This is a genomic window from Lelliottia sp. SL45 (genome assembly GCF_026672535.1).
Classification (GTDB): Bacteria; Pseudomonadota; Gammaproteobacteria; order Enterobacterales; family Enterobacteriaceae; genus Enterobacter; species Enterobacter nimipressuralis.
On the sequence record NZ_JAPPRH010000003.1, the window covers coordinates 1,179,768 to 1,199,892 of the forward strand.

A 20,125-nucleotide genomic window follows, 5' to 3' on the forward strand; every position below is an offset into this window, starting at 1 on the left:
TATGTTGACACGTACATTTCCCGGGGACGGGAAATCGGCTACTCCCCAACGACGGCGCAACCTTAACATATTTTGAGAATATAAAACAACAACAGGAAGGTATTATTCCATTAACCAATTGATAACGATTTTCATTTAGATTTATTGGTGAGAATAACGTTAAGGAATATAAGTTAATTCTGAAGGGAATATAGCTGTGGCTATATATTGTGCGTGTGAGCTGGAGACAATATATAGCCATTGCTATAATGATAACCTATTGAGTTTTAACCATTAGTTTGTATATTTTCTCAAGGTCATCAATATTTTTCACCCGAATGAGCAACCGGCGCTGCTCTAATTGCATTACCAATACGCCGTCCTCGGATAAATTCATCTCTTTAATACGGTTATATTCTATCCATACATTGGCGAAGAAAAAGCCATGACTTTTGAAGAGGATCTTTGGCACTCTGATCCAGAAGAGATAAATCGCCATTAATGCCAGCGCACATAATAACCATGTGGTTAATAAAGCACCGTGGCTCATCGCATTGTTGTAAATCAGAATGGCGAGCAGACCGGCGAAGATAAACGCATCAACCCGACCGCGTCGCAGAAGAGGGATGGCAAGCAGTGTCTCGCCGTGGCGGCGCGGCATGATGAATTCGTCGTAAATGGCGTACGCCAGAAGGGCAACAATAAACAGAACCAGTACGATGTCCGTAACCGTCATTCGTCCTCCAGAATAAAAAACCGGGGGCAAGCCCCCGGCGGATAAAGCTAAAACTTACAGACCCAACAGGCCGATAGCGTAGCCCACGATACCGATGACGAAGAAGCCAACGATAATCCACAGGGCGTTCACTTTCTTACGCAGCAGCCACATACAGGCGAAGGTCAGCAGCAGCGGCACCAGGCCCGGCATTAACTGGTCAAGGATGGTCTGCACGGTAGTCACACGCGTTTGTCCGTCCTGACCGGTAATGGTCGAGACGACAAGCGGGATGTTAACGTGCGTCCACTTGTTAACCAGTGCCCCCATGACAAACAGGCCGAGAATTGACGCCCCCTCGGTCAGTTTTTGCAGGAAGCCGCCGCCCATATCAGAAACGATATCGACACCTTTGCGATAGCCGTAAGCGACGCCGTAGTAACGGGTAGCCAGACGAACGGCGTTAAACAGAATGAAGAACAGCAGTGGACCGAGCAGGCTGCCGCTCATCGCGATGCCCGCGCCGAGAGCCGCGAAGACCGGACGCACGGTACCCCAGAAGATTGGGTCGCCCACGCCTGCCAGCGGCCCCATCAAACCGACTTTGATACCGTTAATGGCACCATCGTCAATCTCTGCGCCGTTCGCACGCTGCTCTTCCATTGCCAGCGTTACGCCCAGAACCGGAGCCGCAACGTAAGGATGGGTGTTAAAGAATTCCAGGTGACGTTTAATCGCCTGGCGACGCGCTTCGTTGTTTTCCGGATACAGGCGTTTGATGGCCGGTACCATGGAGAAGCAGAAGCCCAGCGCCTGCATACGTTCGAAGTTCCATGACCCCTGGAACAGGTTAGAACGCAGGAATACGCCACGAATATCACCCGGAGTGAGTTTTTTCTCAGTGGTAGTTTTTGTCATATCAACCATTTCGCTCACCTGCTAGTCCAGTTCGTTATCGAGATCGTTGTTACCAGCAGCCTGCGCTGGTGCACCCGCGACGCGGTTATATTTCGGGCTCAGCTGGATGTACAGAATCGCCATCACCGCACCAATCACACCCAGAGCAACCAGGTTGAAGTTAGTGAACGCCGCAGTAACAAAGCCGAGGTAGAAGAATGGCATCAGGTAGCCTGCGCGCATCATGTTGATGACCATCGCGTAACCGACTACCACGATCATGCCACCCGCGATGTTCAGACCGCCGGTCACGACTTCTGGAATCGCGTTCAGCATGCTCTGGACTTCGCTGGTACCTACAGAGATCGCCACGATAACCGCCGGGATAGCAATACGCATGGCCTGCAGGAACAGAGAGGAAACGTGGATCCACGAGAGGGCCGTCAGGTTGCCATTATCGGCCGCCTTATCCGCCGCATGCTGGAAGGCCACGGTGATAGTACGAACGATGATGGTCAGAACCTGGCCTGCTGCTGCCAGTGGGATGGCCAGTGCGATACCTGCACCGATGCTTTGGTGACCGGCAATAACCAGAACCGTTGAGATGATAGATGCCAGCGCTGCATCAGGTGCAACCGCCGCACCGATGTTCATCCAGCCCAGGGCGATCATTTCCAGCGTACCACCGATGATAATACCGGTTTTCATATCGCCAAGAACGGCGCCAATCAACGTACAGGCCACCAGAGGGCGGTGGAACTGAAATTCATCAAGTACGGATTCCATACCCGCAATACACGCGACGATGAACACCAGCACAATCTGAAGAGTGGTAATCTCCATTGTACTTCTCCTATTACATAAGCTTTATGTGAAAAATCAGCGCCTGGGTTATTTCCCAACTTTGCCGATCAAATCCATCATTTTCAGTTTCTGATCCGTGGAAACCTTACGGGCTTCCAGCTCAATACCGCGTGCATTCAGCTTATTGAAGGCTTCGATATCTTTTTCATCGACTGAAATCGCGTTATTCACCTGCGTTTTGCCCTGACGGAACGCCATACCGCCAATGTTGACGGAGGTGATCTTCACGCCGCCTTCAACAATGCGCTCGACGTCTGTCGGGTTGGTGAACAGGAGCATCACACGCTCGCCCGCATATTTCGGGTTGTTATACACGCGGATCATCTTGGCGACGTCCACGACGTGTGCGGTAACGCCCGGAGGAGCAACCTGGGTGAGAAGGGTTTTACGCACGTGATCGGCAGCCACTTCGTCGCTGACGACGATAATGCGTTTCACGTTGGTCTCTTTGGTCCAGCGTGTTGCCACCTGGCCGTGGATTAAACGGTCATCGATACGCGCAAGCCCGATCACCATGTAATCGTTCGCGCCCATCGGTTTTGTCGGGACCGCTGCTTTCACTGCCGCTGCGACCGGAGCCGGTTTCTCAACCGGTTGTGCTTTCAGCGCTTTCACGCCTTCGCGACCGGTTTCGACTGCCAGAGCGACCAGTTCGTCAAAGCTCGGGTTATCATCACGGGCCATCAGCGTTTCCACCAGCATCGGGATGTTTACGCCAGCGACAACTTCATGATGCTCTTTATCGACGACAATGCGGCTGGCGGCGTTAAACGGACTGCCACCCCATGTATCAACGAGAAACAGCACGCCTTTGCTGGTATCCAGTTTCTCCAGCTGAGCAGTGTATTTTTCAATCAGCGTTTCAGCGTTTTCGCCAGGGACGAAATCGATCCAGCCAACGTTTTCCTGCTCACCCAACAGCATTTCTGCGGTTTTGAGTAACTGCTCTGCAGCCCAACCATGTGTGCCTATCACAATAGCAATGGTCACTTGCTACCTCCTTTTATTATCATGAATACATCTGCCAGGCAGATGTACTGAGAATCTTCCCCGGCGTACCGAATCGATTCAGATAAAGGGTTAGAGTTAAATTAACGAAGACTTCCGTGAATTATTTTAGATAGTGAAAAAATAATTTATGTGATGAAGATCCGTAATTTAGCTTCACAGAGGAGATTTATCCCAAATGAAAATCGACTCTGTTACAGATCTTTGCAAAGGAAAGTAAATCTTTGCTAAAAAGCCATTGTCTCTGATATGTTTAGCCTCCGTTTAATTACCAGGAGTATAGGGCTACAGCCCACTGTATGGACCGTCACCGACGTCAGTCATCTTCCAGGCCATTTTGCGCCTCGCACGCCGGCGATCCTCGCCACTCGTTGAACATGTCTACCGCCATTTCGCCCACGCTTTCCGGGGCGCCGTTTTGTCATTCCTTTAGCAGGAGCTTGTCATGGAATTCTTAATGGACCCGTCAATCTGGGTGGGATTACTCACGCTGGTTGTTCTCGAGATTGTTCTTGGTATCGACAACCTGGTGTTTATTGCCATCCTTGCGGATAAGCTGCCGCCTAAACAGCGCGACAAAGCGCGTTTAATCGGTCTTTCGCTGGCGCTTATCATGCGTCTTGCACTGCTGTCCGTTATTTCGTGGATGGTTACCCTGACCAAACCGCTGTTTACCGTCTGGGATTTCACCTTCTCCGGTCGTGATTTGATCATGCTGGTGGGGGGGCTATTCCTGCTGTTCAAGGCCACCACCGAGTTGCATGAACGGCTGGAGAACCGCCAGCACGACGACGGGCACGGTAAAGGCTATGCGAGTTTCTGGGTTGTTGTCGCACAGATCGTGGTGCTCGATGCCGTGTTCTCCCTGGACGCAGTAATTACCGCCGTCGGTATGGTGAACCACCTACCGGTGATGATGGCTGCGGTTGTGATTGCGATGGCCGTGATGCTGCTGGCCTCGAAGCCACTGACTCGCTTTGTGAACGAACATCCAACGGTGGTGGTGCTGTGTCTTAGCTTCCTGCTGATGATTGGTCTGAGCCTGGTCGCAGAAGGTTTCGGCTTCCATATTCCGAAAGGCTACCTATACGCCGCGATTGGCTTCTCGATCATTATCGAACTGTTTAACCAGATTGCGCGTCGCAACTTTATTAAGCAGCAGTCGAATCAGCCGCTGCGTGCGCGTACCGCTGACGCCATCCTGCGTCTGATGGGCGGTCGCCGCCAGACGACCGTCCAGCCGGAAAATGCGAACGGTAACCCAGTGCCGGTTCCGGAAGGGGCGTTCGTTGAAGAAGAGCGTTACATGATTAACGGCGTGCTGTCGCTGGCCTCCCGCTCATTGCGCGGCATTATGACGCCACGCGGTGAAATCAGCTGGGTCGATGCCAACCTGAGCGTCGATGAAATCCGCCAGCAGTTGCTCTCCTCACCGCACAGCCTGTTCCCGGTGTGTCGCGGTGAGCTGGATGAAATCATCGGTGTCGTGCGTGCCAAAGAGTTGCTGGTGGCGCTGGAAGAGGGCGTTAACGTCGAAGCGATTGCGGCGGCTGCACCGGCGATAGTGGTTCCGGAAACGCTGGACCCGATCAACCTGCTAGGCGTGCTGCGTCGTGCGCGCGGTAGCTTTGTGATTGTCACTAACGAATTTGGCGTAGTACAAGGCCTGGTCACGCCGCTGGACGTGCTGGAAGCCATTGCCGGTGAATTCCCGGACGCCGATGAAACGCCAGAAATCGTGGCGGATGGCGACGGCTGGCTGGTCAAAGGGACAACCGATCTACACGCTCTGCAGCACACGCTGGGTCTCGATAACGTCATCAACGATGAAGAAGATATCGCGACCGTTGCCGGATTAGTGATTGCCGTGAACGGCCAGATCCCGCGCGTTGGCGATATCATTGAGCTGCCGCCACTGCAAATCACCATCATGCAGGCAAATGATTATCGCGTAGACCTGGTGCGTATTGTTAAAGAGCAGTCCGCCCACGACGAAGATGAGTAATCAGGCTTAGCGTAAGGGCATAATCGGAACGATATGCCCATTCCGCGGTGCTGGTGGAGGCGAGCTCTCCGCCAGCCACCGCGGAAAATCTTTCAGCGGCATCGGCCGCGCATACAAAAATCCCTGCAAAATCGTCACGCCGTGATCGCGCAAATAGCGCGCCTGCTCCTGCGTCTCCACCCCTTCCGCCACCAGTTCAAGATTCAGCCGCTGGCCCAGGGCGATAATCATATCTGTCACCGTCGAATTCACCGCATCCGTCCCGAGCGCCGTGGTGAAAGATTTATCGATTTTCAGCACGTCAGGGCGCAGTTTCTCCAGCCAGGAGAGCGAACTGCTGCCGGTGCCAAAATCATCAATCGCCAGTTTGACCTCTTTGCGATGCAGTTCTCGCACAATGCGATAATCCATGTCCAGCAGGGCATCCCGTTCGGTGAGTTCAACAATCAGCTGCTGTTTGGGATGCGCGCTGAACCAGTAGCGGTTCAAATCCTGTAACAGCATCCCGTTGCGAAAATGGCTGGCCGCCACGTTAATCCCGATATGAAAGCCTTTATTAGCGGGAAAATAGCCAATCTGACGGACGGTTTCTGCGATCACATAGCGCGTCAGAGGAACAATCAGATTGTGTTCCTCCGCCAGCGGAATAAAAACATCCGGGGAGATCCACCCCTGACGGGGGTTATTCCAGCGCAGCAAGATCTCCACGCCGACGCATTTCTGCGTGCGGGCATTGAGTAACGGCTGGCAAAACAGCTCGAACTCGCGTGCAGCCAGGCCGAGATTAAGCTCCCACGTAAAGCTCATGCGACTGGCGGTGGCAAGCCAGGCGATATAGCCCAGCAGCAGGCTCAACAGCACCGCCAGTGGGAGCTGGGAGGGCAGATTTTTCAGCGCCAGCTGGCTCGCGCCAGGCCCGCTGACGGTAATGGTGAAGGGGAAATGGGCCGAAGACTGACGCAGGATCATCGCGTCATCGGTATAGGTGAGCGTGTCAGTCACATTCTGACCGTAGCGAAGAAATTTATTGCCCGCGCTTAAGCTCACGTCAGTGATCAGCGGAGGCTGCGGCTCAAGCATCATGCGGGTGATAAGCTCGATATTCACAACCTGCATCACGCCGTCTTCGCCGCTGTCAGAGACGGGATACCACTGGATTAAAATCGGGCTGCCTTTCAGCAGCGATTTATCCGTCGACAGCACCAGCTGCGGCTGGCTTGAGGGTAATGCCGGTTGTATCTGCCGGATCGGCACGTCGCGGATGCCAAAAATACTGGAGCAGTAGAGGATCCCGTCTTTGATCAGTCCAATAGAGCGCACGGTTTGCAGAGTTGCAGCCTGTTTTCGTAGCGACAGGTGGATATCAACGCAGGGGGCACCCACCAGGGATTGCAGTTTTTCGCGTCCACTCTCAAGGGGAATAAGGATACTGTCCAGCGCATTCACAGAGTGGTTTGCAAAAGCGTGAATACGGTCCTGATTGACATTACGCTGTGAAATAAACCGAAAGCTCAGGGTCAAAAAGAGCGTAAAAAGCGCCACCAGCACACAGACAATAATGCGGTTTCGGCGATAGCTTTTAATGATCCTTTGCGCAGTTTGCATGAAAAGGACGCTCGATAAGCCGCCAGCACCAGGCGCCGGGGCAACACAGAAAGTGTAGTGGGGAAATGTTAAGGTGACGAGACAGCGGAGAAAATTCGCCCATCCGTTGCAGATGGGCATATCCCCGTCATACTTCACGCCGCATTAAACGTCCTGCGGCGTGACGTATTCAGGGTACAGTCGAAATGGTTAGTCGCACTGCACCTTGATCGCCAGGCCGCCGCGAGAGGTTTCACGGTATTTGGCGTTCATGTCTTTTCCGGTTTCGTACATGGTCTCAATGACCTTATCCAGCGACACACGCGGCTCGCTGGTGCGGCGCATGGCCATACGCGAGGCGTTGATCGCTTTCACGGAGGCGATGGCGTTACGCTCGATGCACGGTACCTGCACCTGGCCGGCGACCGGGTCGCACGTCAGACCAAGGTTATGTTCCATCCCGATTTCCGCTGCCACGCAAACCTGTTCCGGGCTGGCACCCAGCAGTTCAGACAGACCGGCCGCCGCCATGGAACAGGCTACGCCCACTTCACCCTGACAGCCCACTTCAGCACCGGAGATGGACGCATTCATTTTGTACAAGGCGCCCACGGCACCCGCTGCGAGGAAATAGCGGATGTAAATGTCAGGCGTCACCGGCTCGATAAAGTGATCGTAATAGGCCAGCACCGCCGGAACGATACCGCATGCGCCGTTAGTGGGTGCCGTCACCACGCGGCCACCGGCGGCGTTCTCTTCGTTCACCGCCAGCGCAAACATATTCACCCAGTCGACCACGTTCATCGGGTCGTTGGAGAATTTATCGGTCGTCACCAGCATACGGCGCAGGGCAGAGGCACGACGCGGTACGCGCAGTGGCCCAGGCAGAACGCCCTCGGTGTTGATCCCACGGTCGATACAGGCCTGCATGGTCTGCCACACATTAGCAAAATAGTCTTCGATCTCTTTTTTGCTGTGCAGCGCCAGTTCGTTTTGCATCACCATGCCGGAGAGCGACAGGCCGGTCTGTTTGCAGTAGTCGAGCATTTCCTGCGCAGACTTGAACGGATAAGGGACGTTAACGTCGCCCGCCGTGTCTTTGCCAAAGTGCTCTTCGTCGACGATAAAACCGCCGCCGATGGAGTAATAGGTTTTGCTGTAGATCACTTTGTCGCCGTTGAAGGCGTGGATCTGCATGCCGTTTTCGTGCAGTGACAGGTTATCACTGCGAAAACGCATGCCGTCGTCGTGGGGGAAATCCACTTCGTGCTTGCCGTTAGCCAGCAGCAGACGACCGCGTGTTTCAGTGTCGCGGATAAACGCCGGAATGGCGTCAATATCCACGGTGTCCGGCATGTTACCTGCCAGACCCATAATAATGGCGATATCGGTGTGGTGGCCCTTACCCGTTAATGAGAGTGAACCGTAAACGTCAACGGCTACACGGGTAGTGCTTTCCAGTAATCCTTTTTCGACCAGATCATCGACGAACTGTTTACCGGCCTTCATCGGCCCTACAGTGTGGGAAGAAGACGGGCCAATCCCCACTTTGAACATGTCGAATATACTAATCACTTTCTTACTCCTGACAGGGTTACCGGGGTTCCAGTAACGATGTTATAACTGCGCATAGTGTAAGAGGGAAGTTACAGGTCGGCTGAACTATTCACATGAATTAAACTAATGAATAACCCCTGTTTTGCTAATGGTGCGACGCCCCTCGCAAACCCGAAGAAAAATTCAGAATGTAAAGTATAGTCAAGGCTTCAGGCCGATTTGCAGTGCCAGCTCACGAATAATGCCCGCCGTCATGCCCCAGACAAAATAATGCTGATACCACGACAGCCACACCCGGTGATCGTGTCCACGCCGTTGAATATCCAGCGGATGATATCGGCTAAGTCGCAGGGCTTCCGCCAGCGGCATTTCGAACACCGCCGCCACTTCATCTTCGCTGGCGTGATAGTGCAGATTGGGCGGGATAATCCCGACGACCGGCGTTACCTGAAAGCCGGTCACACTGTCCACCGGCGGTAACACGCCAATCACCTCAACGGATTCTGGCGGGATCGCCACCTCTTCCTGGGCTTCGCGCAGGGCAGCGGCAATCAGTGAGGCATCGGAGGCATCGACTGCACCCCCGGGAAACGCCACCTGGCCTGCGTGCTTACGTAAATGCGACGAGCGTTTGGTCAGCAACAATCCTGGCTGCTCGCGGCGTACCACCGGGATCAACACCGCCGCCTGGCGGCTGTTCAGCGCATCACGATTCACCTGCGGGCGCAAAAGCTGAAAGCGCGACAGAAAATCATCCAGGGTCAGATCGTGGGTATCCAAATGTTAGCTCTCCAGTTGATGCAGGATGCGGTTCACTTTATCAAACGTTTCCTGATATTCCGCGTTTGCCTGGCTGTCGGCCACAATCCCGCCGCCTGCCGAACAGTAGAGCTGCCCGTCACTGGCGGTCAGGGTGCGGATGGTTATGCTGGTATCCATCGTGCCACACCGGCTCAGGTAGCCGATGCTGCCGCACCAGGCGTTACGGCGATGCGGTTCCAGTTCGTCAATGATCTGCATGGCGCGCACTTTCGGCGCGCCGGTGATCGACCCGCCAGGAAACGCCGCACGCAGCAGATCGCAGGCAGAACGGCTTGCCGGGAGACGCGCGGTAATCGTGCTCACCAGATGATGCACCGCCGGAAATGGCTCCACCACGAACAGCTCGGGAACGCGCACGCTGCCCGGCTCCGCGACGCGGCCAATATCATTACGCATCAGATCGACAATCATCAGATTCTCGGCGCGATCTTTTGACGAGGCGGCGAGTTTCTCCGCCTGCAGCCGATCGGCGTCAGGGGCCGTGAGGCGCGGCAGGGTGCCTTTAATCGGGCGCGTCTGGATAGTGCCATCGGCAAGATGAATAAAACGCTCCGGCGAGAGGCTCAGGACTGCGCCCTGTTCCAGGCGCAGGAAAGCGCTGAATGGCGCGCGGTTACTGGCGTTCAGGTGCGTAAACGCCTGCCACTCATCGCCCGCGTAAGTCGCCTGAAAACGCTGGGCGAGGTTCACCTGATAGCAGTCACCGCTGTGCAGATACGCCTGCACCTGCGCAAACTTCTGCGCGTACTCATCCGCGCTCATATTGGAACGCCACGCGGAGGTGAGCGCAAAATCAATGGCCGGAACGGGCTGCTGCGCGTCGAGCCACGCCAGCCGCGCGTCAGCGTCGCTGTGGCTGAGCAGTGAAACCCGTTGTTTATGGTGATCAACAATCACCGCCCAGTCGTACAGCCCAACGGCCATATCCGGCAGCGTAATATCCTTCTGCGCGTGCTCTGGCAGCGTTTCAAATCGGCGGCCCAGGTCATAGCCAAACAGCCCCAGCGCGCCCCCCTGGAAAGGCAAATCAGGATCCGTTGCGGCGCCGAACGGCAGGGCGTTCAGTTCGCGCTCAAGCAGGGCGAGCGGATCGTCAGTGGATGTGACAACGTCACTTGAAGATATCTGCGTAGAATCACCACGGGTCGTCAGGGTGGTGAGCGGATCGGCGACCAGAATATCAAAGCGGCTGTAAGGGTGATCGGCATGTCCGGAGTGCAGCAGCATCGCCCACGGGAGATGGCTTAAGCGCGCAAACCAGAATTCGGCGGCGTCATGACGCCAGGGTAATGAAATGACAGTAGGGGGTAACTGGTTCATGTGTGGCATACTACCGGGCAGCGTGAATTTATTAGCGCAGATAATTTAGCAGGAGTTGATAATGTTTGCAGGTTTACCTTCCCTCAGTCATGAACAGCAGCAAAAAGCCGTCGAGCGTATTCAGGAACTGATGTCCCAGGGAATGAGCAGCGGACAAGCGATTACGACCGTGGCCCAGGAAATTCGCGCCACCCATACCGGCGATCGGATTGTGGCGCGTTTCGAGGATGACGAAGACGACGAATAATCGTCTTACACTGCCGCGATTATCTTGATTTCAACTTTATACTGCGGCTTCATCAGCGTGGCCTGTACCGTACAGCGTACAGGCGCGTGACCCGCTACCACCCACGCATCCCAGGCTTTGTTCATCGCAGCAAAGTCGTCTTTATTCGCCAGGAAAATGGTCGCATCCAGAATGCGGGATTTATCGCTGCCCTGTTTTTCCAGAACCGCGTCAATTTGCGCCAGCGTATTGGCCGTTTGCTCGAACGCATCAGCGTCCAGGTTTTCAGGGACACCCGTGTAGTAGAGCGTCTGATTATGAATCACAACGTCAGACCAGCGGGCTTCCGCATCAATGCGCACAATTGTCATAAACCTTTCCTCATAAATGGTTTCAGGCCGCAAGACTGCCATAATGTTCCGTCAACGTCTATTTCGACTGGCACAGGAGAGGGCGGGCTGACATAATCCCTGTGCAAAAATACAGTGAGAGAGCAACGTGGCAGACGATTTTTCAGCAGACGGTCAGTTAGCGCAGGCGATTCCCGGTTTTAAACCGCGCGAGCCGCAACGACATATGGCGGAAGCGGTCACCCGCGCCATCAAAAATACCCAGTCGCTGGTGGTCGAGGCAGGCACCGGGACGGGCAAAACTTACGCCTATCTTGCCCCTGCGCTGCGCGCGAAAAAGAAAGTGATCATCTCAACCGGCTCGAAAGCGTTGCAGGATCAGCTCTACAGTCGTGACCTGCCGACAATGGCAAAAGCCCTGAACTATAAAGGCCGCCTGGCACTGCTGAAAGGGCGCTCAAACTATCTCTGTCTGGAGCGCCTCGAACAGCAGGCGCTGGCTGGCGGCGATTTGCCGGTCCAGACCCTGAGCGATGTGATCATCCTCCGCGCCTGGGCGAATCAAACCATCGACGGGGATATCAGCACCTGCGCCAGCGTCGCCGAAGACTCTCAGGCGTGGCCGCTGGTGACCAGCACCAACGACAACTGCCTCGGCAGCGACTGCCCGCTGTATAAAGATTGTTTTGTCGTCAAAGCGCGTAAAACTGCGATGGATGCCGACGTGGTGGTGGTGAACCACCATCTGTTCCTGGCGGATATGGTGGTTAAGGACGGCGGTTTTGGTGAGTTGATTCCGGAAGCGGAAGTGATGATCTTCGATGAAGCCCATCAACTGCCGGATATCGCCAGCCAGTATTTTGGTCAGTCGCTCTCCAGCCGTCAGCTCCAGGATCTCGCCAAAGATTTCACCATTGCCTATCGCACCGAACTGCGCGACACCCAGCAGCTGCAGAAATGCGCTGACCGGCTGGCGCAAAGCGCGCAGGATTTTCGTATGCAGCTGGGCGAACCCGGCTATCGCGGGAATCTGCGCGAACTGTTAGCCGACAGTAATATCCAGCGCGCGCTGCTGCTGCTCGATGATGCGCTGGAGCTGTGTTATGACGTGGCTAAGCTGTCCCTCGGGCGCAGCGCCTTGCTCGACGCCGCTTTTGAGCGCGCCACGCTGTACCGCACGCGCCTGAAACGTCTTAAAGAGATCAACCAGCCCGGCTTTAGCTACTGGTATGAATGCACCGCACGTCAGTTCACCCTGGCGCTCACGCCGCTGACCGTGGCCGATAAATTCAAAGAGGTGATGGCGCAGAAACCGGGAAGCTGGATATTTACCTCCGCGACGCTCTCCGTGAACGACGATCTGCACCACTTCACCGAGCGACTGGGGATTGAGGAGTCAGATTCGCTATTGCTGCCCAGTCCGTTCGATTACGAAACCCAGGCACTGCTCTGCGTGCCGCGCAACTTACCGCTGCCGAACCAGCCGGGCGCGGCGAAACATCTGGCGGCAATGCTCAAACCGATGATCGAGGCCAACAATGGCCGCTGCTTCATGCTGTGCACCTCCCACGCCATGATGCGCGATCTGGCCGAACAGTTTCGCGCCACCATGACCTTACCCGTGCTGTTGCAGGGGGAAACCAGTAAAGGCCAGCTGTTGCAGCAGTTTGTGACTGCCGGTAACGCGTTGCTGGTGGCAACCAGCAGTTTCTGGGAAGGGGTGGACGTGCGCGGGGATGCGCTCTCCCTGGTGATCATCGACAAACTGCCCTTTACCTCTCCGGACGATCCGCTGCTCAAAGCGCGCATGGAAGACTGCCGTCTGCGCGGGGGCGATCCTTTTGACGACGTACAGCTCCCGGACGCGGTTATCACCCTGAAGCAGGGTGTCGGGCGTCTGATCCGTGATACGGACGACCGCGGCGTGCTGGTGATCTGCGACAATCGCCTGGTGATGCGCCCTTACGGCGCGACATTCCTCGCCAGCCTGCCACCCGCGCCGCGTACGCGGGACATTAATCGCGCGGTGCGTTTCCTGGCGAACCCAACGGCGGAGTAATTTGCCCTGGAGTGTGCTAAGATGCGCGCCATTTTGTGACTACCCATTGCGAGAGCGCGAGACCCATGCGAATTCTGGCTATTGATACCGCTACAGAGGCCTGCTCCGTTGCCCTGTGGGATAACGGTACCCTCTTTGCCCATTTTGAAGAGTGCCCCCGGGAACATACCCAACGTATTCTGCCGCTGGTGAAAGAGATCCTTCACCAGGGCAACTCCACTTTAACTGAACTCGACGCGCTGGCCTTTGGCCGTGGGCCGGGCAGCTTCACCGGCGTGCGTATCGGCATTGGTATCGCGCAGGGCCTGGCACTGGGCGCCGATCTGCCAATGATTGGCGTTTCCACACTCGCCACAATGGCGCAGGGCGCATGGCGCACCACTGGCGCGACGCGAGTGCTGGCCGCGATTGATGCGCGCATGGGCGAAGTCTACTGGGGCGAGTATACGCGCGATGAGCAGGGCGTCTGGCACGGTGAAGAGACCGAGTCGGTGCTCAAACCGGACGCCGTTGCTGAACGGTTGAAACAACTTTCCGGCGAGTGGGCTACTGTGGGTACAGGCTGGCCAGCCTGGCCGGATATGGCAAATGACAGCGGTCTGACGCTGGTTGATGGTCAGGTGTTACTCCCCCATGCAGAAGATATGCTGCCGATCGCCTGTCAGCTGCTGAGCGCGGGAAAAACCGTGGCCGTTGAACACGCTGAGCCGGTTTATTTGCGAAATGAAGTGGCCTGGAAGAAACTTCCGGGCAGGGCGTGAATCTCAGTAATAAGCACTGAGAAAAGGGAGTCGCATCATGGCGGTTCAAACAAAGGTTGTACGCCTCTTCATAGCGGGCGCTATCGCTGTGGCATTAAGTGGATGTGTCACCGTTCCTGACGCGATAAAAGGAAGCAGTCCGACACCGCAGCAGGATCTGGTGCGGGTGATGAATGCGCCTGAGCTTTACGTTGGCCAGGAGGCACGCTTCGGCGGCAAAGTGGTGGACATCCAGAACCAGCAGGGCAAAACCCGTCTGGAAATTGCGACGGTGCCGCTGGACAGCGGCGCGCGGCCAGTTCTGGGCGAACCTTCGCGTGGGCGAATTTATGCAGATGTGAACGGTTTCCTCGATCCGGTCGATTTCCGTGGCCAGCTGGTGACGGTCGTTGGGCCAATCACCGGCACGGTACAGGGGAAAATCGGTAACACGCCGTATAAATTTATGACCCTGCAGGCCACCGGCTACAAACGCTGGCACCTGACCCAGCAGGTCATGCTGCCACCGCAGCCTATCGACCCATGGATGTGGGGACCGCACCCGTACCGTTACGGCGGCTACGGTGGATGGGGCTGGTACAATCCAGGCCCGGCTCAGGTTCAGACCATCGTTACAGAATAACTTACTGTTATTATTAGATAAGAGACAGCGGCTCAGCCGCTGTCTCTGTTTTTTACGGATATAACACAAAAAAAAGAGTGACGCGCTTCGCAACCTTAAATTCGAACAATTAATAAACTGGTACGCTGAGTTAATATAATGTTAACGAACTGTTTATTATCGGGGTTGTGATGACGACGAACACTCATTTCAGAGGTGATGCATTGAAAAAGGTTTGGCTTAACCGTTATCCCGCAGATGTGCCTGCGGAGATCAATCCTGACCGTTATCAATCCCTGGTTGAATTATTTGAGCACTCGGTCGCGCGCTACGCGGATCAGCCTGCGTTTGTGAACATGGGCGAAGTGATGACCTTCCGCAAACTGGAAGAGCGCAGCCGGGCCTTTGCCGCCTATTTGCAGGAAGGCCTGGGCCTGAAGAAAGGGGACCGCGTCGCGCTGATGATGCCAAACCTGCTTCAGTATCCGGTGGCACTGTTCGGTATTTTGCGGGCGGGGATGATCGTGGTTAACGTCAACCCGCTCTATACTCCGCGCGAGCTGGAGCACCAGTTGAATGACAGCGGCGCGGCGGCGATTGTGATTGTCTCCAACTTTGCCCATACGCTGGAAAAAGTGGTCGATAAAACTCAGGTCCGCCACGTGATCCTGACCCGCATGGGCGATCAGCTTTCCACCGCCAAAGGGACGCTGGTTAACTTTGTCGTCAAATACGTGAAGCGTCTGGTGCCGAAATACCATCTGCCGGATGCCATCTCTTTCCGCCGTGCGCTGCAGAGCGGCTATCGCATGCAGTATGTGAAGCCGGAAGTGGTCTCAGACGATCTGGCTTTTCTGCAGTACACCGGTGGTACGACCGGCGTTGCGAAAGGGGCGATGCTGACCCACCGCAACATGCTGGCGAACCTTGAGCAGGTGAATGCGACCTACGGCCCGCTGCTGCACCGCGGCAAAGAGCTGGTGGTCACGGCGCTGCCGCTGTATCACATTTTTGCTCTGACCATGAACTGCCTGCTGTTTATCGAGCTGGGCGGACAGAATTTACTGATTACCAACCCGCGTGATATTCCGGGGCTGGTGAAAGAGCTGGCGAAATATCCGTTCACCGCCATGACCGGAGTGAACACGCTGTTTAACGCACTGCTCAACAATAAAGAGTTCCAGCAGCTCGACTTCTCCACGCTGCACCTCTCTGCGGGCGGCGGCATGCCGGTTCAGCAGGCGGTGGCCGACCGCTGGGTGAAACTCACCGGGCAGTATCTGCTGGAGGGTTACGGCCTGACAGAGTGCGCGCCGCTGGTCAGCGTTAACCCGCATGATATCGATTATCACAGCGGCAGCATTGGTCTGCCGGTGCCGTCAACGGAGGCCAAACTGGTCGACGACGAAGGTAATGAAGTGCCTCACGGTGAGCCGGGCGAACTGTGCGTCAAAGGCCCGCAGGTCATGCTCGGCTACTGGCAGCGCCCGGATGCGACGGATGAAATCATCAAAGACGGCTGGCTCTACACGGGCGACATCGCGGTGATGGACGACGAAGGTTTCCTGCGCATTGTCGATCGTAAAAAAGACATGATTCTGGTCTCCGGTTTTAACGTTTATCCTAACGAGATCGAAGACGTGGTGATGCAGCACGAGGGGGTGCAGGAAGTGGCTGCCGTCGGTGTGCCGTCCGGCAGCAGCGGCGAAGCGGTGAAGATATTCGTGGTCAAAAAAGCCCCCTCGCTGAACGAAGATGAACTGATCGCGTTCTGTCGTCGTCAGCTTACCGGTTACAAAGTGCCGAAGCTGGTGGAGTTCCGCACGGAGCTGCCAAAATCGAACGTCGGGAAGATATTACGACGAGAATTACGTGACGAAGCGCGTTCCAAAGTGGACAATAAAGCCTAAGCTTCGAGTGAGTCGCCACCACACGCCGGTTAGCCGGCGTTTTTTATGGGCGCAAACCAGAGAGAAACCGTTTTGAATTACCAGATGATCACTACCAACGACGAGCTGGCAACGCTGTGCAACGTCACCCGCGACTTTCCCGCTATTGCTCTGGATACCGAGTTTGTTCGCACGCGAACCTACTATCCCCAGTTGGGTTTGATCCAGATGTACGATGGCAAAAAAGTCTCGCTGATTGACCCGCTGGGTATCACGGACTGGGCGCCGATGCGTGAACTTCTGCTCGATACCGCCGTGACCAAATATCTGCATGCGGGTAGTGAAGATCTGGAGGTATTCCTCAATACCTTTGGCGTGATGCCGGAACCCCTGATTGATACGCAAATTCTCGCCGCTTTCTCCGGCCGTCCGCTCTCCTGGGGCTTTGCCGCGATGGTCGAAGAGTATACCGGGATTGCGCTGGATAAGAGCGAGTCGCGCACCGACTGGCTGGCGCGTCCACTGACTGAACGTCAACTGGACTACGCCGCTGCCGATGTCTTTTACCTGTTGCCAATTTGCGGCCAACTGATGAAAGAGGCTGAAGACGCCGGCTGGCTGGATGCAGCGCTCAACGAATGCCGTATGACACAGCAGCGCCGTCAGGAAGTGGTCGACCCGAAAGACGCCTGGCGCGATATCACCAACGCCTGGCAGCTGCGTACCCGTCAGCTTGCCTGCCTGCAGCTGCTGGCCGACTGGCGTCTGCGCAAAGCGCGCGAGCGCGATCTGGCGGTCAATTTTGTCGTACGCGAAGAGCATCTGTGGGCGGTTGCGCGCTATATGCCGGGCAGCATGGGCGAACTGGACAGTATCGGATTATCGGGCAGTGAAATTCGCTTCCACGGCAAAACGTTGCTGGCACTGGTCGCCAAAGCCCAGCAGTTGCCGGACGATGAACTGCCGGAGCCACTGTTGAACTTGATGGATATGCCAGGCTATCGCAAAGCGTTCAAAGAGATCAAAGCGCTGGTGCTGGAAGTGGGAACGGAAAACAAGATAAGCCCAGAGCTGCTGGCGTCACGCCGTCAGATCAATCAGCTGCTGAACTGGCACTGGAAGTTAAAACCACAAAATGGCCTGCCGGAACTGATTGCGGGCTGGCGCGGGGAGTTGATGGGCGAACGTCTGAAAACCCTGCTGGCAGACTATCCGCAGTAATAAAATTGCCGGGTAAGCGAAGCGCTACCCGGCATTAATACGTTCATAATGCTATGGACGTGACTCTTCCGCTTCCGGCAGCGTCACGTTCAGCTCCAGAATCGAAATATCCCCATCCTTCTGCTCCAGCTGCACGGTGACCATCTCCGGGTCGATCTGCACATACTTACAAATCACTTCCAGGATGTCTTTGCGCAGCTGCGGCAAATAGTGTGGTTCAGCATCGCTGCGGCGACGTTCCGCAACGATAATTTGCAGTCGCTCTTTCGCGATGTTGGCGGTGCTTTTTTTCCGCGAGAGAAAAAAGTCCAGTAATGCCATAACTTATCCTCCGAACAGGCGTTTGAGGAAACCTTTCTTCTCTTCTTCAATGAAGCGGAAAGGACGTTCTTCTCCCAGCAGACGGTCAACGGTATCAGCGTAGGCTTTACCCGCGTCTGCCATCGTATCGAGGATCACCGGCTCGCCCTGGTTAGAGGCGCGCAGCACGGATTGATCTTCCGGAATGACGCCAACCAGTTTGATGCGCAGGATCTCCAGCACGTCTTCCATGCTCAGCATGTCACCCTTATTAACGCGACCCGGATTGTAACGGGTCAGCAGCAGGTGCTCTTTAATCGGGTCCTGACCATTTTCCGCGCGACGAGATTTAGACGCCAGAATGCCCAGAATACGGTCAGAGTCACGTACAGAGGAGACTTCCGGGTTGGTGGTGATAATGGCTTCGTCAGCGAAATACAGCGCCATCAGCGCGCCCGTTTCGATACCGGCAGGGGAGTCGCAGACCACAAAGTCGAACTCCATCTTTTTCAGTTCGTCGAGCACTTTCTCCACGCCTTCGCGGGTCAGCGCATCTTTGTCGCGCGTCTGAGAAGCAGGAAGAATAAAGAGGTTTTCCGTGCGCTTATCTTTAATCAGCGCCTGGTTAAGGGTGGCATCGCCCTGAATGACGTTAACAAAGTCATACACAACGCGACGCTCACAGCCCATGATCAGGTCGAGGTTACGCAGGCCGATATCGAAATCGATAACAACTGTCTTCTTTCCCTTCTGGGCCAAACCAGTAGCGATGGCCGCGCTGGAGGTGGTCTTGCCAACGCCTCCTTTACCCGAAGTCACAACAATAATGCGTGCCATAGAAATTCCTTGTTAAAAAGGGATCAATTCAACGGTTGAACAGTCAAAGCGTTCTCTGCGAGTCGCAGGCGTGCCGCTTTGCCATAAAATTCGGCTGGGATCTTGTCACTCAGCCAATATTCACCTGCGATGGAAACCAGTTCCGCCGTCAGATGGGTACAAAATATTTGTGCTTCCCGATCGCCACTGGCACCGGCCAGCGCGCGTCCTCTCATCATACCGTAGACGTGAATATTGCCATCGGCAATCAGCTCAGCGCCAGCGCTGACGTGGCTTGTCACAATCAGATCACAGTTTGGTGCATAAATGCGCTGACCGGAACGAACCGGCACATCAATCATTCGCGTTTTTGTGATAGGAGTAACAGTTTGCGCGGGCGGTGGAGGCGTCGGGGCGGCTTTCGCCGGAGAACGGACGGTTTTTTCTTTGCCTTCAGTCAGAAGGGGCAGACCGGCACGCTCGATTTCATCTTTGAGACGGGCATCTTTGCAGCCGCTAATGCCAACAATACGCAGCCCGGTCGAGGCGACCGCCTGCTGAAGATGCTGCCAGTTCACAGGCGCGTCGAGACCGCTGACATTCACCACCACTGGGGCGTGTTTCAGAAAAGCGGGTGCCTGCGCGATTTTGTCTTCTAACGCCTGACGAATAACCTCGGGTTTTGCATCATGCAAATGAACCACTGATAAGGTGAAGCTACTGCCTTTAAGCTCGATGGGCGTGTTTGACATCCTGGCCTTACTCAATTTGCTGTTAATCGCAGCACATTCGTTGCGATATTCCGAAGAGTATCAGGCATGTTATAGTCACTGGTATATTGAGGCAAGCAACCACCGATAATTCAGAGTAAAAACATGTTTTGTGTGATCTACAGAAGTACTAAACGCGACCAGACCTATCTTTATGTCGAGAAAAAAGACGATTTTTCCCGCGTACCGGAAGAATTAATGAAAGGCTTCGGCGCGCCGCAGCTGGCGATGCTGTTGCCGCTGGACGGTCGTAAAAAACTGGTGAATGCCGATCTGGATAAAGTGAAAACCGCCCTGAAAGAACAAGGCTATTATTTACAGCTTCCGCCACCTCCTGAGAATTTATTAAAACAGCATCTCGCAGGTGACGGAAAAAAATAA

Annotated in this window: 21 protein-coding genes; 9 read left to right on the top strand and 12 right to left on the bottom strand. The window is 55.2% G+C overall.

The features are described 5' to 3' along the window. Window positions 1–256: 256 nt before the first annotated feature. From OVA10_RS11645 to manX, 4 genes are read right to left on the bottom strand one after another with little or no spacing between them, the layout of a single operon-like run. Window positions 257–715 (bottom strand): DUF986 family protein, encoded by a 459-nt coding sequence (locus tag OVA10_RS11645; RefSeq protein WP_100779819.1) that lies wholly within the window; start codon window positions 713–715, stop codon window positions 257–259. 54 nt (window positions 716–769) lie between these two features. Then, window positions 770–1,621, bottom strand: a complete 852-nt coding sequence (locus OVA10_RS11650; protein ID WP_154125742.1) for a PTS mannose transporter subunit IID — start codon at window positions 1,619–1,621, stop codon at window positions 770–772. Between the two features lie 12 nt (window positions 1,622–1,633). Continuing rightward, window positions 1,634–2,434, bottom strand: coding sequence for a PTS mannose transporter subunit IIC (manY, locus tag OVA10_RS11655; protein WP_022648448.1), 801 nt, complete (start codon window positions 2,432–2,434; stop codon window positions 1,634–1,636). A 48-nt stretch (window positions 2,435–2,482) separates the two neighbouring features. Then, window positions 2,483–3,445 (bottom strand): PTS mannose transporter subunit IIAB, encoded by a 963-nt coding sequence (gene manX, locus OVA10_RS11660; protein WP_102103961.1) that lies wholly within the window; start codon window positions 3,443–3,445, stop codon window positions 2,483–2,485. Between the two features lie 317 nt (window positions 3,446–3,762). On the opposite strand from manX, the gene OVA10_RS26145 reads away from it, so the two are divergent. Continuing rightward, window positions 3,763–3,921 carry a protein YoaL gene (locus OVA10_RS26145; RefSeq protein ID WP_371923348.1) on the top strand — a complete coding sequence of 53 codons (159 nt, stop codon included), beginning with the start codon at window positions 3,763–3,765 and terminating at the stop codon, window positions 3,919–3,921. Further along, on the top strand, window positions 3,909–5,468 hold the full coding sequence (gene yoaE, locus OVA10_RS11665; RefSeq protein WP_268195983.1) for a CNNM family cation transport protein YoaE: 1,560 nt from the start codon (window positions 3,909–3,911) through the stop codon (window positions 5,466–5,468). Before OVA10_RS26145 ends, yoaE begins: the two co-directional genes overlap by 13 nt. 6 nt (window positions 5,469–5,474) lie before the next feature. Here the strand turns inward: yoaE and OVA10_RS11670 are convergent, their stop codons facing one another. The 4 genes from OVA10_RS11670 to pabB form a co-directional block, all read right to left on the bottom strand. Then, window positions 5,475–7,073: an EAL domain-containing protein gene (locus OVA10_RS11670; RefSeq protein WP_102103959.1), complete on the bottom strand. Its 1,599-nt coding sequence runs from the start codon at window positions 7,071–7,073 to the stop codon at window positions 5,475–5,477. Between the two features lie 189 nt (window positions 7,074–7,262). Then, complete coding sequence (gene sdaA / locus OVA10_RS11675) at window positions 7,263–8,627, bottom strand: L-serine ammonia-lyase (protein ID WP_100779824.1); 1,365 nt, start codon at window positions 8,625–8,627, stop codon at window positions 7,263–7,265. Window positions 8,628–8,810: 183 nt separating this feature from the next. Beyond that, window positions 8,811–9,389: a CoA pyrophosphatase gene (locus OVA10_RS11680; protein ID WP_102103958.1), complete on the bottom strand. Its 579-nt coding sequence runs from the start codon at window positions 9,387–9,389 to the stop codon at window positions 8,811–8,813. A gap of 3 nt (window positions 9,390–9,392) precedes the next feature. After that, the gene (pabB, locus tag OVA10_RS11685) at window positions 9,393–10,751 is read right to left on the bottom strand and encodes an aminodeoxychorismate synthase component 1 (RefSeq protein WP_268195984.1); all 1,359 of its coding nucleotides are present in this window, start codon (window positions 10,749–10,751) and stop codon (window positions 9,393–9,395) included. Between the two features lie 61 nt (window positions 10,752–10,812). Here pabB and OVA10_RS11690 point away from each other — a divergent pair, with 61 nt between their 5' ends. Next, a complete protein-coding gene (locus tag OVA10_RS11690) occupies window positions 10,813–10,998 on the top strand; it encodes a YoaH family protein (RefSeq protein ID WP_100779827.1) in 186 nt (61 codons plus the stop codon). Between the two features lie 5 nt (window positions 10,999–11,003). Here OVA10_RS11690 and OVA10_RS11695 read toward each other — a convergent pair whose 3' ends face one another. Beyond that, on the bottom strand, window positions 11,004–11,348 hold the full coding sequence (locus tag OVA10_RS11695; protein ID WP_107703380.1) for a RidA family protein: 345 nt from the start codon (window positions 11,346–11,348) through the stop codon (window positions 11,004–11,006). A 127-nt stretch (window positions 11,349–11,475) separates the two neighbouring features. On the opposite strand from OVA10_RS11695, the gene OVA10_RS11700 reads away from it, so the two are divergent. The 5 genes from OVA10_RS11700 (at window position 11,476) to rnd (ending at window position 17,858) form a co-directional block, all read left to right on the top strand. Then, entirely contained in the window at window positions 11,476–13,386 is a 1,911-nt protein-coding gene (locus OVA10_RS11700; protein WP_268195985.1) for an ATP-dependent DNA helicase, read from the top strand. A 65-nt stretch (window positions 13,387–13,451) separates the two neighbouring features. Then, window positions 13,452–14,147, top strand: coding sequence for a tRNA (adenosine(37)-N6)-threonylcarbamoyltransferase complex dimerization subunit type 1 TsaB (gene tsaB / locus OVA10_RS11705; protein WP_268195987.1), 696 nt, complete (start codon window positions 13,452–13,454; stop codon window positions 14,145–14,147). A gap of 37 nt (window positions 14,148–14,184) precedes the next feature. After that, window positions 14,185–14,769: a Slp family lipoprotein gene (locus OVA10_RS11710; RefSeq protein WP_100779831.1), complete on the top strand. Its 585-nt coding sequence runs from the start codon at window positions 14,185–14,187 to the stop codon at window positions 14,767–14,769. A 203-nt stretch (window positions 14,770–14,972) separates the two neighbouring features. Further along, window positions 14,973–16,658, top strand: coding sequence for a long-chain-fatty-acid--CoA ligase FadD (gene fadD, locus OVA10_RS11715; RefSeq protein ID WP_268195989.1), 1,686 nt, complete (start codon window positions 14,973–14,975; stop codon window positions 16,656–16,658). Between the two features lie 72 nt (window positions 16,659–16,730). Then, window positions 16,731–17,858, top strand: coding sequence for a ribonuclease D (rnd, locus tag OVA10_RS11720; protein ID WP_100780862.1), 1,128 nt, complete (start codon window positions 16,731–16,733; stop codon window positions 17,856–17,858). A 51-nt stretch (window positions 17,859–17,909) separates the two neighbouring features. Here rnd and minE read toward each other — a convergent pair whose 3' ends face one another. From minE to minC, 3 genes are read right to left on the bottom strand one after another with little or no spacing between them, the layout of a single operon-like run. Then, window positions 17,910–18,179, bottom strand: a complete 270-nt coding sequence (gene minE / locus OVA10_RS11725; protein ID WP_010432714.1) for a cell division topological specificity factor MinE — start codon at window positions 18,177–18,179, stop codon at window positions 17,910–17,912. A gap of 3 nt (window positions 18,180–18,182) precedes the next feature. Continuing rightward, window positions 18,183–18,995: a septum site-determining protein MinD gene (minD, locus tag OVA10_RS11730; RefSeq protein ID WP_100779834.1), complete on the bottom strand. Its 813-nt coding sequence runs from the start codon at window positions 18,993–18,995 to the stop codon at window positions 18,183–18,185. A gap of 23 nt (window positions 18,996–19,018) precedes the next feature. Beyond that, entirely contained in the window at window positions 19,019–19,726 is a 708-nt protein-coding gene (gene minC / locus OVA10_RS11735; RefSeq protein WP_102103953.1) for a septum site-determining protein MinC, read from the bottom strand. 123 nt (window positions 19,727–19,849) lie between these two features. Here minC and OVA10_RS11740 point away from each other — a divergent pair, with 123 nt between their 5' ends. After that, window positions 19,850–20,125 (top strand): YcgL domain-containing protein, encoded by a 276-nt coding sequence (locus OVA10_RS11740; protein ID WP_123427625.1) that lies wholly within the window; start codon window positions 19,850–19,852, stop codon window positions 20,123–20,125.